8 protein-coding genes are annotated in these 13,951 nt (G+C 56.8%); 1 reads left to right on the top strand and 7 read right to left on the bottom strand.

Annotated features, from left to right (window positions below; translation table 11 throughout):
- The first annotated feature begins 332 nt into the window (after nt 1–332).
- The gene (locus tag F556_RS0121015) at nt 333–3,314 is read left to right on the top strand and encodes an amidase family protein (RefSeq protein WP_020618971.1); all 2,982 of its coding nucleotides are present in this window, start codon (nt 333–335) and stop codon (nt 3,312–3,314) included.
- Between the two features lie 875 nt (nt 3,315–4,189).
- Here F556_RS0121015 and ald read toward each other — a convergent pair.
- The 7 genes from ald to F556_RS34730 form a co-directional block, all read right to left on the bottom strand.
- Nucleotides 4,190–5,311, bottom strand: coding sequence for an alanine dehydrogenase (gene ald, locus F556_RS0121020; protein ID WP_020618972.1), 1,122 nt, complete (start codon nt 5,309–5,311; stop codon nt 4,190–4,192).
- A gap of 18 nt (nt 5,312–5,329) precedes the next feature.
- Nucleotides 5,330–6,100, bottom strand: coding sequence for a DeoR/GlpR family DNA-binding transcription regulator (locus F556_RS0121025; RefSeq protein ID WP_020618973.1), 771 nt, complete (start codon nt 6,098–6,100; stop codon nt 5,330–5,332).
- A gap of 16 nt (nt 6,101–6,116) precedes the next feature.
- Entirely contained in the window at nt 6,117–7,514 is a 1,398-nt protein-coding gene (locus tag F556_RS0121030) for an L-arabinose isomerase family protein (protein ID WP_020618974.1), read from the bottom strand.
- Entirely contained in the window at nt 7,511–8,569 is a 1,059-nt protein-coding gene (locus F556_RS0121035) for an amidohydrolase family protein (RefSeq protein WP_020618975.1), read from the bottom strand. The genes F556_RS0121030 and F556_RS0121035 overlap by 4 nt, the downstream gene beginning before the upstream one ends.
- Nucleotides 8,570–10,006: a xylulokinase gene (locus F556_RS0121040; RefSeq protein WP_020618976.1), complete on the bottom strand. Its 1,437-nt coding sequence runs from the start codon at nt 10,004–10,006 to the stop codon at nt 8,570–8,572.
- On the bottom strand, nt 10,003–11,571 hold the full coding sequence (locus F556_RS0121045) for an aminotransferase class III-fold pyridoxal phosphate-dependent enzyme (protein WP_020618977.1): 1,569 nt from the start codon (nt 11,569–11,571) through the stop codon (nt 10,003–10,005). Before F556_RS0121045 ends, F556_RS0121040 begins: the two co-directional genes overlap by 4 nt.
- A gap of 235 nt (nt 11,572–11,806) precedes the next feature.
- Complete coding sequence (locus F556_RS34730) at nt 11,807–13,942, bottom strand: alpha-L-rhamnosidase C-terminal domain-containing protein (protein WP_020618978.1); 2,136 nt, start codon at nt 13,940–13,942, stop codon at nt 11,807–11,809.
- Nucleotides 13,943–13,951 lie beyond the last annotated feature (9 nt).

Genomic DNA, 13,951 nt, shown 5'->3' on the forward strand with positions numbered 1-13,951 from the left:
GTATGGTTCCCATTATATACACATTTTTCATGCGTTGGGAATAAGCATTCTAGTATTTTATTTTACTAGCTTGACGTACTCTTTAAATCGATGTTAGTATACCTAACATAAAAGATAGAAGGAGTTGGGAGATATTGTTTACCATTGAGAGGCGTAGCAGACGCTACGCCGAAGGAGAGAAGACGAATTCAAGTCTTAGTCGCTCTTCCTCTAAGCGATTTTTCAAGAAAAGTTCCGTTGTTTCAGCCGCCCTATCCCTTTCACTTATCGTTTCAGGATTGCTGCCTGCTGCAACCACAAGCGCGTTAACTTATGTAACTCCACAAGAAGGATTGACTTGGCAAATTCACGATGCTTTTGCTCCTAATCTGGACACCGGTAGCATTCGAGCTGCAGCCAATACCCCCATTCAAGGCTTTGGCAATATCTTCGTACAGGTATCTACTACTAATCCGGAACCACGAATGAATGGTCAGATGATGAGAGATTTTGGACTTACATATAATGGTGCAGATACATTTGAAACGACGAAATCTGTTAACCTCGGCAACGTCTGGATTACTCGCGATGTTTATATTGCCGGCTCAAGTAATCATGTCCGTTTCTTCGATACCTTTACCAACACTACCACTCAGCCTATTACTGTCGACGTCTCATTTGGCGGTTCCCTCGGCTATAATAACGGTGCTTATCAATCCAGCGTCAGAGATACCTCAAGCGGGGATACAACGATTACGCCTGAAGATTCATGGGTGCTGATTGCCAATCAACGCACGCAGGATCGTCCGATCGGTGTCGTTCTCGGAACACCCGGGCCTTTTGCCGGAGCCATGACCGGAACAGGCAACCAGCAGCAGGGTCCGTTTGACACGCCACTTCCCACGAGTGGCAATGACGCCAACTTTTATGGCTTCATTAACCAACTGACGATTGAACCAGGCCATACCCAGTCACTCATCAGATACGTCTACGCCGGAGAGATCGGTCCTGATGGATTGACAAGCACCGCAGCATCCCTGGAAGAAATCGCAAAAACACCCGATCTTACCAATCTGACGCCAGCGGAAGTGTGTACCGTGAGCAACTGGGACTTGAACGCGTTGGATGATGCGTTAGAGGACTTCAACGCCGCAGATTGTGCAGGTGTGACGCGACTGGACATTCCAAACGCGCCAGCTCCTGCAGCGCTGTTCACTACATCGAGCTATGATGTGTTCGACAAAACCATCGAGCAGCTTCAGAACGACATGGAGAATGGCATCACGACTTCCGAAGCCATTACCCGGGCTTATCTGGATCGCATTGCAGCTTATGACCAAGGCCAACTGGGCTTGCACTCCTTCCTGCATGTTTCGTCCACTGCCATAGAGCAAGCGCGAGCGGCCGATGCGGAACGCAGAACAGGTCGCACGGGAGAGCTTCTGGGTATTCCGATTGCCATCAAAGATATATTTGATACAAAGGATATGCCAACAACCGGCGGTAGCAAGGCGCTCGCTGGCTGGCAGCCTCAGTCCGATGCTTATCAGGTGGAGAAACTGCGGGAAGCAGGCGCCGTGATCATCGGTAAAACGAACACCTCAGAATTTGCCAACAGCGGCAGCTTCAGCGAAAGCGGCTGGATGCAAACCTGGAATGCGCTGTATCCTTCCAAGACCTCCTTCGGCTCCAGCGGAGGCTCAGGGACTTCTGTAGCGGCAAGCTTTGCTTCGGCGGCCTTGGGCTCGCAAACAGGCGTCTCCTTGTATGCACCGACTACCGGCGCAAGCTTGACGACGTTCCGTGGTACTGACGGTATGGCCAGTACGAACGGCGTGATGCCCCTGACTTGGGGACAGGACTATGCCGGACCGATCGCACGGACGGTCACAGATCTTGCTTATCTACTCAATGCGACAACAGGTACAGACCCGGGAGATATATGGACTGTTGATGCCGATACCAAAAGACCGGAAGACTGGACAGCAGCCTTGGATGCCAATGCCTTGCAGGGCAAACGGATCGGCTACATTCCAGCAGCCTTCGTTTCCTCCTTTGCTGATGACGGAACGGGCCAGGCTGTCATGGATCGTTTTCAGGATTTGGTGAGCGCCGGGGCTGAGATGGTTGAGATGACAGCGCCCGACACTAGTACATTAGGAACTAATCCGGGTGGAGGAAAGCAAGGAGCTGAGGGCTGGGCGCGTTACATCTCGCTGCATAACAACTTCCCTTATGCTACAGGTGATCACTTGCTGGCTTCGGATGATGTGTTGGTCTACAACAAACGCAACTTGAACATCCGTACAAGAATGACCGACACCGAAGTTGAAGGTTATATTGCCTACAGAACGAGATACAAGGAGATTATTGCCGACTGGATGACTGCAGCCAATGTCGATATCCTTGTCTATCCAGGATTCATTAGCGATATGTACAACAACGATGCGGCATCCGCTTCACTCAGCTCGGACCGGGCTAGCGGCGTGCTGACTTCCAATGTGGGCCTTCCGACCGTAGTTGTGCCGGTAGGTACCAGCCCTAATGGGTATTCCATCTCCATGCAATTAGTAGGTAAAGCATGGGATGACGCTAATGTCCTTGCCATGGGTTATGCACTGGAGCAGCAAACGGATGCTCGTACGGTAACGACCTATGTACCGGCATTGAGATATCAAGGGCCTTCTACGCCTCCGGTTTATCCTGATCCGACACTACCGCCAGTTACTGAAGAACAAGAACAAGAGCAAGAGAACCAGGAACAGCAACAAGGCTCCCAGCAGGAGCAAGAAGGTACGGAGGAGCCTCTGCCGGAAGTTGAATCGTTCCCGGATACCCTTCAGCATTGGGCGAAGGCTGATATTGATTTCCTCATTCAAAAAGGATTGTTATCCGGCTATCCAGATGGAACTTTCCGCCCTAATGTAGGCATTAGCCGTGCAGAAGCGGTAAAGGTATTGGCTGTCCAGCTTGAATTGGGCGCTTCACCGAGCACCTTTACAGATGTATCTGCTACCCACTGGGCCTCGAATTACATTGGGGCCGCGGCTCTATCCGGCGTTCTGAATGGGTACACAGATGGAACTTTCCGGCCAGACATGCAGCTGACCCGGGCCGAGATGGCAGCTCTAATCGTGAGAGCCTTCCAGTTAAGCGGTGGCAGCGGCAGCTCCACGTTCTCTGACGTGAGCAGTACTTCCTGGGCCTTGGAATACATTGAGGCTTTGACAGCAAACCAGATTACCAATGGCTATGAGGACGGCTCCTACCGTCCAGACCGCATGATTACACGGGCAGAATTTGCAACTATGATTGCTCGAATCCTTAAAATGTAAATCTCAAGACGGCTGCTTGTTTGTTAAGCAGCCGTCTTTTGTTGTCAGGGGAACGGCGAGCGTCGTCCAACAAAAAAGGGGGGCTGTCCAAAAAGTCAGTGAAAGCTGACGGTGGACGGCCCCTTTAAATAATCACTTCTACTCTAACGGCAGCCAGAGCGCTTCTAGAGATTTTCTAACGGCCACCACAGCCGCTATTTCGCCCAAATTGAGTCGCTTTGAATTCTAACGGCCACCAGCGCAGTTATTGGAGGGTTTTCGAGGCTCCAGTGGTCTGTTTGGCCACAATAGGCGCATATATGGCCGTTAGAAATGATGAGCTACCTTTTCAGGGCAAATAAGCGCATATATGGCCGTTAGCTGGGAGGGCAGCGAGGACGCGCAGGGTAGGCGACGCCTAGCAAGGTCGCCGGCTGGACAACCATCTTCCTCTTATCTAACGGCCACCACGAGAGCGTCGATTAATAAGCCGACCCCAAAGGGGAACCTGCTAACGGACATCAGAGCGCTTCTAAAACCAGACCTTTCGGCTGAAAACGCGTGAATAACGGCGCTCCTGTCCATTAGAATTGCAAATGGGATTTTTAAGGCCTAATAGGTGCTGTGGTGTCCGTTAGAGCCCCAGCCAGCGCTTTTCGTTTTGTCGATTTTCAAGACAAAAAGGCTGGACGGCAAACCTAACGGTTTCTCGCCCAACCTTTTTTTGTTTGGGGACTTATAGGATAGCCCCTTTGATAGGCGTGTCTAGCTTGGACCGCCCCTCAGCACAATCGGATGAAAGCTCCCGGAATCCCATACGGTACCGGTGCCCCAGCCGTAGAAGCCGCCTTCCGAACGTGCAACGGTTCGAGAGGCTTGCGAGTCAATTGTAGCGCCTAGAGGCATTTCTTAAGATCGGGTTCGGCATACTCGTACCCCAATGCATCGGCAACCGGCTTGTTAGTGACCCGGCCGCTATACGTATTAAGGCCAGCCAAGAGACCACCGTCCTCGCCCAGAGCTCGGTGAACGCCTTTATTGGCAATCTGCAGGAGATAAGGAAAAGTAGCTGCTTCCAGCGCAAAGGTCGAGGTCCTCGGGACCGCGCCCGGCATATTGGCCACGGAGTAGTGAATGACGCCATGCTTCTCGTAGCACGGCTGATCATGGGTCGTTACGCGGTCGATCGTCTCGATCGAGCCGCCCTGGTCAATCGCGACATCAACGATGACTGATCCCTTCTTCATCGTCTTGACCATCGCTTCGGTGACGAGCTTAGGCGCCTTCGAGCCTGCGACCAGCACGGCGCCGATGAGCAGATCGGCGCTCGCCACGGCCCGCTCCATATTATAGGCATTGCAGATCAGCGTCGATACGCGGCCGCCAAAGATATCGTCCAGATAGGCCAACCTGCTTTTGCTCACGTCCAGGATTGTGACACGAGCGCCAAGTCCGATCGCCATCTTCGCGGCATTCGTCCCGACCACCCCGCCCCCGATGATCACGACCTCGCCGCGGCTGACGCCGGGCACACCGCCGAGCAGGATCCCCATGCCGCCGTTATACTTTTGCAGCAGCGCCGCCCCAATCTGCACGGACATGCGACCAGCCACTTCGCTCATCGGAGCCAACAACGGCAGCTGCCCGTTAGGGAGCTGTACAGTCTCATAGGCAATTCCCGTGACCTTCCGTTCCATCAGCATCTCCGTCAGCGGGCGGTTGGGAGCCAGATGCAGATAGGTGTACAGCGTCTGCCCCGGCCGGAACAGCGCATACTCCTCTTCGAGTGGTTCTTTCACCTTGACGATGATTTCCGCTTGTTGGAACAGCTCTGCCTTATCGGCCAGCAACGTCGCGCCAGCCTCCACATACTGCGCATCCTCAAAACCGCTCCCCAAGCCGGCTGCCTGCTCAACAAGCACCGTGTGCCCGTTCCGGGTCAGCTCACTGACGCCGCCCGGCGTCAGTGCCACCCGATTTTCGTTGTTCTTGATCTCTTTCACCAAACCAATGATCATTGCCTATCCCCCCGTAGATTAGACCAGTCTGACTTCAATTCCGGCTTCTTCAAAGGCCGCTATTTCTTCCTTGTTGGCATTGTGATTGGAGATGATGCAGTCGATCTGGTCGATGTCCGAAATATGCGAGAAGTCGGCGCGACCAATCTTCGTATAGTCCGCTACAACGATCGTCTTGTTCACCCGCGCGATCATCTGTCGGTTCAGCTCTGCTTCCATATGATGATAGGTGGTCACTCCAAACTCCGAGCTTACGCCGTCAGAGGAAAGAATGAGCTTATCCGCTTTGTACTTGCTGAGCTGACTAATGGCGTCGTCGCCGGAGGTGAATTGATATTCCCCGTTGAAGTTCCCCCCGAGCAAGACGACGAACTTGATGTTCGGGTTGCGACTTGCTTCCTGAACAACGGATAGGGAGTTCGTCAGGAGAATCAGATTTCTCTGCTCCTTTAATTCTCTCACGACATATAACGGCGTTGTCCCCGAGCCAAGGATGAGCGTATCGCCATCATTGATCATCGCTGCCGCTTCCATCGCAATCCTTCGTTTCTCCTCCTGATTGGCTTCCATCCGGTCGTTGAAGTTCATTGCGTAGTAGCTCTTATAATTGCTAATGGCACCGCCATGTACGCGCTCGAGCAGTCCCTCCTGCTCCAAGGCGTCCAGGTCCCCCCGGATCGTAACCTCGGATATGGCGAACCGCTTGCTTAATTCGACCACCTTGACTTTGCCTTCTTCGTTCAGCAGGGATAGGATTGTTTTTCTTCGTTCTTCCAGGTTCCTGTCCATATTCGTCTCATCCGCCTTATTCGTTAATAATCACCGTCGGCCAGCCCATCAGCTCGCCCAGCTCGGTTAGCGCTCGCAGCACATCCCCGTAGACGATAGCGCCATGATGTGTGCCGCCCTGCCGGCTATAGGCCGTCAGGAAATCCGCGACGGGCACGGGCGGCTCGAACCAGCCGCGTATACTGCCTGCCATCCGGTCCTCTCCCTCGACCTCCGTCATCGTAATCGGCGAGAGGATTAGACGATACTCGCCCTCTCTGCCCGGCGCCAGGTTAACATAGACCGCCTGACCGCCGCGGAACCGCCCATAGGCGACCACCGGATTGTCCGCATCCGTGAACGGGAAGCTCATCTCCCGCAGAACGGGCTTGCCGGAGCAAACCTTGAGATTCATCTCGCCCATATGGCTGAGGAAGACGCGGTTATGCTTCCAGTCCGGACAGAACATCTCGGTGAAGGACGTCTCTGGGTAGACCGCCAATAGCGCACCCACCAGCGCCGCCGTCAGCACATCCCCTTCACCTGCGTAGCCGATGCCTCTGCCCATCGCCTTGCTCACCTCGAGGAACGGCATGCTGGATAGACCGGATTGTCCGGTTACATCGAGGAAGTTGACCGTAAATGCGGTCAGCCGATGCTCCTCGATCAGCTGGCGCATCGTAAGGCAAGCGCGCGTCGACTGTCTGTGGACGGCAGCATCGACGCCGGCCGATTCGTACGCGCGCTGATCCTCCTGCATCTCCTGCTCGATCGCCGCATCGGAGATAGCGGACGCCGCTCCTTCGCCCAGGCTGCTCGCATCCAGAATGACGGTCTCCAGCCCGATTGTGCGGCGCAGCACGTCGGTCGGCACATCGAAGTCGCCCATGCCCGCGAACGTCTTGCCTAATCGGCCGACTCGGGCATGCCGCAGATGATGGACAATCCGGGCCGCCTTGACGCCCTCAACCACACGATCCAGCACATCCGATTCCGACCAATGGCCGGCCTCCAGCAGGAAGCGCTTATCGCTGCGCAGCAGCAGATTGCACAGATCCTGCACGCCGTGGATGCCGTGATTGTACATTAGCTCTTCCGGGTCCTGCTGCGGACTGTAATCGTACGTCGGCGTCGTATCAAGCACGATCACCGGCAGCTCCGTCGCGGCGAGGACGGCTGCCGACTCCAGCGACGGCGAGTAGGCCAGATGCAGCGTCACCAGCGCATCGACTCCCTGCGTCTCGAACCGATGGACGGCCTCTGCGCACTCGGAACGAACCTTGCACATGCCGCTCTCGACCACCTCGACCCCTCTCTGCTCGAAGGAGCGAACAATCGTCGCGTAGAAGGCCTCGATCCGTGGCCGTAGTTGCGCGAAGTAATCATCATACAACTGGATGTACAGCGGCAGCAAGCCGATCCGCAGCTTCTTCATCGGGCGACCTCCTTCACCCGTCCGATGAGGGCAGCCGCGTTGCCGTAGAATACATCCTCGATGTCCTGCCTGCTCAAGCCTTCGGCCTCGGCCGCCAGCCGGAACGCCTCGATCTGCTCGTAGAGGAAATAGGAAAGCTGCTCGGCCTCAGGGCCTTCAGTCTCGCGCATATTGCGATCGCCGGATACATCCCCGTACAGTCCGCGAGGCACGACATTTATGTACCTGCCCTGCTCGTAGATGCGCTTCATCCGCATGCGGACGATGGGCAGGTCGCTTCCGAACAGGATGCGCTTGGGCCCAACCGCCTGGATCAACTGCCGGAATACGTTCGCGTTGGTATTAGCGCTGAAGTCGAAGACCATGGTGCGGGTCTTGGCCAGAATGTCCAGCGCATCGCCCACATCCTCCTCGCAGTATGCCCGCCCGACATGGGCGATGATCAGCTTGAGCTGCGGATACAGCTGCTCGATCTCCAGCATCTGCGCCAGATTGACCGGGTCCTTGAGCCGGCCGTCTCTGGGGATATGCAGCATCGCCATCCAGCCGCGCTTGTTCAGCACCTCCAACTGATGTGGAGGCAGGAAGTCGTAAATCCGTATTTCCTTCTCCGGGATATAAGGGGCTGCATAATTCAAGTATACCTTGCAGCCGAGGAATCCGCCTCGCTCGATGTCCGCTTCGAAGGCGGCAGCGCTCTGCTCCGGCTTGGTCACCATCAGCGCAGGGAGCTTGCGGGCGGCCGCGCATTCACTTACGTAACGGTTGCCCAGCTCCAGATTGGTGCTTCTCGATACCTGCGAGAACATCAGCGGCGTCACCTGCTTGCCCGGCAGCATCAGCCGATACGTCTCCATCAGATCCTCAATGGAGTTGCTCGAGGCGACACGTCCAGGCCAGGTGACGGCTCGCACGAGTGCGGGATCGCTCGGCGCCACGAATTCCTCCAACCAGACATGCGTATGGATATCGATAATACGCTCCGGCAAGAACGGCTGCAGCTTCTGTTCATAAAACAAACGGTCGACTTCGTTGACTTCGAATAGTGTCCCCATCTAGGCCCCTCCAAGATTGCTGTATTGGTTAACAAAACGCTGGTATTGCTCGTCATAGAACCGGCTGACTGCCGGATCGGGCGTGCGCACGAGGGCCGGAAACGCCATCGTCCGCAGCGCCTCACGTTCGTCCGCATACAGTCCGACGCCGATGCCGGCCAGGATAGCGCTGCCTACAGCTCCCGCACAGGAGCCGTTGGTCGTCGCCAGCTCGATCCCGAGCACGTCGGCGACGATCTGCGGCCACGGGAAGGTCTCCGACGGGCCGCCTACCATCGTGACGGAGCGAGCCGCGAGACCGGCGGCCGCCAGCCCGTCAATCTTCATCCGGAGCAGATACGCCGTCCCTTCCATAAGCGCCCGCGCCACATCGGCAGGGGCGTAGGCCGACAGGTCGGCATCGGCCGCCCGCTCCGGATGCAGGAGCAGTCCGCCTGCGCCGGGCTGAGCGGTCGCCGCCAGTCGGCTGAACGTCTCGTTGCGGTCCGGCCCCGCCGATAGATACCGGCTGACGCATCGGTCGACGGACGTCGCAATGGCTGGCAGCGAGAACAACCCGCCCCACGCGCCATCAGGCTGAAGGAACGGATCGGTCAACAGCCCGTTGCCGATCGCTTGCGACCGATCCTGCAGCGGATAGAAGCCGACCCAGGAGGTGCCGCAGGAGAGCAGCAGTTGCCCCTCGCCGAGCACGCCCGCCCCCCGCGCGGCGCTCGGATGGTCAAAGGCGCCTAACACGACCGGGGTGCGGACCGACAATCCCGTCTGCCCGGCCGCTTGCGCCGAGATACGTCCGAGGACCGTGCCTGGCTGGTGGAGGCGCGGCAGCTTCTCCTCGGCGATCCCGAGCTTCGCCAGATAGGGAGCATACCAGCTACCCGCCTGCTGATCCTGCAGATAGAAGGTCGTCGCCGTCGAGCTGTCGATGCCCCATTCGCCGGTCAGGCGATAGAGGATATAGTCTGTCGTCATCCCTACCCGCGCCGCGCGATCGAGCAGCTCCGGCTCATGACATCTGAGCCAGGAAAGATGCGCCAGCGGGAAGCTGTCCAGCAGCGGCCAGCCGATCCGCTCATGGACCTCAGCCGCATCCAGCTTGCCGAATACCTCCGCGATCTCGCTGCGCGCACGCGCATCCATCCAACTGAACGCTGGATGCAGCGGCTTGCCTCCCTCGTCCAGGAGCACGGTGTTGCCGCTCGCCGAAGCGATGGACAGCGCGGCGAGCATGGCCCGGTCCGGCAGCGCTGCCGCAAGCTCGTGGATCGCGCTCGTGACCCGGGCGTACAAGTCGTCCGCATCGAGCTGCACCCGGCCGTCCACAGAAGTCTGCACCTGCACCTGGCGTTGCGCTCTAGCTGCGATCGTGCCGTCCGCGCGCAGCAGGACGCCCTTGACGGCGGAGGTGCCGATGTCCAGGCCGATGAGATAGCTCATGCTTGCGCGGCCTCATGCGGCTCTTGCGCAAGCTGCATGAGCGCCTCGTCCATCTGCGCCAGCATATAGTCGAGCATGGCCGTCGTGGCAATGATCGGCGGCTTCGTCAGCGCGGTCGGCGGACATTGGGCTTTGTACGTCTGGGAGCTGATATCGATGCACTTGCCATTGAGCTTCTCGGTGAAGCGCACCACCTGCTCCGTCTCGTGGAAGAAGATCGTCGCCAGATGCCCGCTACCCTCGATGCACATGATCAGCGACGGATATCGCGCGGCCAGCTCCCGCAGCTTCGTCTCGTAATACTCACCCATCCGTCCCGTATACGCCGCATTCTCCTCCGCGAAGCACATGGTTATGAGGTAGGCGAGCGCCGCCAGCTCCTCCTGGCCATTGGTGACGAGCGCTCCGAACTGGCTCAGCGTATCCATCTCGTGCGTCGTAAGAATGCGGGAGGCGGAGTATTCTCCTCCGGGGAAGCCCTTGCCGATAATGACGAAGTCGGGATCCAGTCCGTAGGCTCGGAACAGGAACATCCCCGGATACCACATACAGGACTGGATCTCGTCGCACATGACCGGCGTATCGTGAGCATGGCATAGCTCGTAAGCCTCCTGCAAAAACTGCCGCTCCAGCTTGATCCCACCATAATTCATCATGATAATCTCGTGGATGAATCCGGCCGTCTTGAACGGCGGTCGGTTGTACTGCTCCAGCTTGGCTCTGAAATCGTCGATGTCATTGATGTTGACCGGGCACACTTGGAGGATACCCGCGGCCTCCATCTTGTCGTACAGCTCCGGCCAGAGACCGCGCATCGTCTGGGCGATCACGGTCGTGCCGTGATAGTTGGCTCTTCCCTTGCCTTCATTGTCCGCGATGACAAAAAACACCGGCGTGCGGCCCTTGTACAGCGGCTCGGGGCTATGATCCTCCAGCTTGTAAAAGCGGGCCAGCATCATCTTGATCCCCGCCTCGCAGGCCAGGGAGCCGGTATCGAGATTGATAACGCGGTTCAGAACATGCGACTCCCGGGAGGACAATCGCGCCTCCAGCTCCTCCTCGTCGGCGCGGTCCAGGCCGTTCGCGGTCCGGATCAGCTCCCGCTCCAGCAGGCGGGTGATATGGCCCCGCGTATTGTTGTGCGTCGCATTGGTAATCCCGAGCTGCCGGGCGCGGTCGATCAGCTGATAGCCCGGGAAGTTATGTCCGAGCGGGATGTGGTAGTGCTCGCTCTTGGCGGCCAGATACAGTCGGCCGTCCTCGCCCAGACGCAGATAGCCCAGCCCCCCGAGCGGGCTCGCTTGCGGATTGGCGGCCTTGCGGAACGAATCAGTCGGCGCCCCCGAGCTGGAGCCTTGCAGCGGCGCGATTACGCGCTGGCCCACTTGGGAGAGCAGCCGATCCATCTTCTCCCTGTAGGCCTGCGGCATAAACTCCATTTCTTCATTTGCTAGCCTGTGCGCTTCCACAAGGTCCATATCTTTCAGTACCGCAGCCCCGGCCACGACCGAATCCATGTAATTCTGGCCTAGCAGCTGCGCCAGTGATCGCTTCACCGTCTTCATGGTTCCCTCACCCTCTATTTCGTTATGGTTATATTTAAATCTTATATACTTTCGTTTATATTGTCAATTTGTTTCTTTTTTATTTCGAAATAATAAAACTTAAGGATAGTCTCCAAGACGACGACAACTCAAAAGGACCCGTCAGGTTAAATCCCGACGAGCCCTTGGGCTGTTCAACTTCTATTGCCGAGTAAATGCTCGGGTAACTTCCAGTGGCCCTGTCCGACGTTCGCGGTTATCCATTCCGTTCGTGAGCAACGATTCGAATGCCGTCCGGCAATTCAAGAATATTGGGCTCCTTCAGGTTCTGGTTCCACCCTGCAGTGATCTGCCCGTAAGGCGTCGGAATGTGCCCCCAGCATGTCTTGAAGCCCTCGATGGGCTGCATCCGCAACGATATCGCTCGGTAACCGGGTTCAACCGGAGTGACACCCAATACACGCGATACTATCCAGTGAATAGGGGTCGCTGCCCAGCTATGACATAAGCTGATCCTGTACGAATCATACGCGGTGTAGGTGGTCAACGCATCATGAAAATCACGTTCATGCTGCAAAGTGATGCTTTCCCAGCAAGCTGTCGCGCCTTCGGAGAGCATTTTACCCCATACCAGGGAGACAACTTGCCAGGCCTTCTCCTGCAGGCCGAACCGGGAGCAGCAATCCGCTAGCCAGTAAGCCGACAAGGGGGTAATTGGATCCGACACCGTGTACCTCCGCAGGAAATGTTCCGCCTCCTGCTCCCCGACATACCCGGAAATAATCCCCAGCAGAGGGGTGATTAACTGCTCTCCCATCATGAATGGCTCTTCTCCGATGCTCGGGTACCCCCAGTCCGGGAGCGCATCCAACGCTGGCAGGTAACGCTTCAGCTTGCGCACATTCTCTCCCGTCAGACGCAGTAGCGCCTGCATGCAGAGATGGCCTTCGCCAGCATCCATCGGGACCCACTCGATGAGCATTGAATTCGACCGCATCAGCTCGCCACTGTCGGAGTGAATGTTATGGATCACTTGCTGGATATGCCGGTTTAATTCGCCTTCAAGCGAGAGCACAAACGCGTCGTCTCCGGTATGCAAATAATACTCCCATATATTGTTGATCCACCATAACGTATATGCGGGAATGTCGTTCATCCAGTAGCCGACTGGCGTTCCCTTGCCTAATTCCAGGATCGAACGTCGGAGTACCGACAGGTCGTCCCAGAGCACATAGTCGGCTTTGGCTGCCAGATAGAAATCATAAGCCCAGTTAAGCCGATCCCGTTTGATGCCGTCCCACAGACCGATCTGATGACAGATTCGGTTTGTGTGCAGCGACATATCATAGATGTCCCGTAACAACGGGGAATCCGTGTGCAGGCTACCGAGCTGCTGCATGGGAACAACGACCTCTTCCGGATACCATACCAGGTCAAATGCCTCTCCCTCCTCCACAAGGATCGTCATTCGGACATAACGAAGTCCCTGCGGCAGCGTGACTTGAGTGGCAAGCGGCTCCAGCCGGACAACCTCTGTCATCAGACCGGCATAGTTCTCCAGCTCCTGCAGCGACTCTGCGCCCTGCCAGATAATGATCAGACTCGACGAGCAACGATTGCGAAGATGGAAGCGCACGTTGTATTCCTTGCCCAGATCCACCGTGCACGCAGGCAATAAAGATCTGTCCAACCGTTGCAGTTGCTCATTCATATCAAGCCACTCGGCTTGTTTGCGCACATGATAGAACAGATGAAGCTGCTGCCGTGCCGGAACCGGCACCGACGGTACCCCCCGTCCCATTCCACTCACCTGCAGCCCTTCTGTGGATGAGCTAACTTCCGCAAGGCGGGCTGACAAATGGACCCAACCCGAGAGGGGCATCGTCTCAATATCGCCGAATCCGCCGGCGACGAACCAGGCCGGGGCGTCCTCTACATCGCCAAAGGGCTCTTCGCCAAGCAAGCATACCTTTTTAGCAGCTGTGCCGCCGGCGCTCCAGGAATCATCCGTACGGAGCCAAAAACCGTCCGCCGTCAAAAATGCCGCGCAGCCCACAGTCCGCTCATGCAAATGCATGCTGACCGGTGCCGTCGGCATATATACGGAGCAAGCGATGCGTAATCGAATCGTATGCTCCCCCGCAGCCAAGGTAGCCGGAAATGCAGCCATTCGGTGAAATGCGCATACATTGGCTGCACTTTCTTCCAGCTGCCCGGCCGCCATACCATCAATCTCCACCTCGACCGCTCCCGTCAAAGCAATGCGGAATTCCGCATCGCTCACAGGACTTTCCAAAACGAAGTTGCGGACCAGCTCTAGGCTTGGCGCCCCATGCAGATCCCTATGCCAAATCCACTGGGGGATACGTTCAGCCGTTCGCATACTCACCATCGTCAACCG

It is taken from the genome of Paenibacillus daejeonensis DSM 15491, from assembly GCF_000378385.1.
Taxonomy (GTDB): domain Bacteria; phylum Bacillota; class Bacilli; order Paenibacillales; family Paenibacillaceae; genus Paenibacillus_D; species Paenibacillus_D daejeonensis.

What these genes read in the sequence shown, in the direction of transcription:
- ald (WP_020618972.1), bottom strand. Translation starts at nt 5,311, where the DNA reads ATGATCATTGGTTTGGTGAAAGAGATCAAGAACAACGAAAATCGGGTG.
- F556_RS0121025 (WP_020618973.1), bottom strand. Translation starts at nt 6,100, where the DNA reads ATGGACAGGAACCTGGAAGAACGAAGAAAAACAATCCTATCCCTGCTG.
- F556_RS0121030 (WP_020618974.1), bottom strand. Translation starts at nt 7,514, where the DNA reads ATGAAGAAGCTGCGGATCGGCTTGCTGCCGCTGTACATCCAGTTGTAT.
- F556_RS0121035 (WP_020618975.1), bottom strand. Translation starts at nt 8,569, where the DNA reads ATGGGGACACTATTCGAAGTCAACGAAGTCGACCGTTTGTTTTATGAA.
- F556_RS0121040 (WP_020618976.1), bottom strand. Translation starts at nt 10,006, where the DNA reads ATGAGCTATCTCATCGGCCTGGACATCGGCACCTCCGCCGTCAAGGGC.
- F556_RS0121045 (WP_020618977.1), bottom strand. Translation starts at nt 11,571, where the DNA reads ATGAAGACGGTGAAGCGATCACTGGCGCAGCTGCTAGGCCAGAATTAC.
- F556_RS34730 (WP_020618978.1), bottom strand. Translation starts at nt 13,942, where the DNA reads ATGGTGAGTATGCGAACGGCTGAACGTATCCCCCAGTGGATTTGGCAT.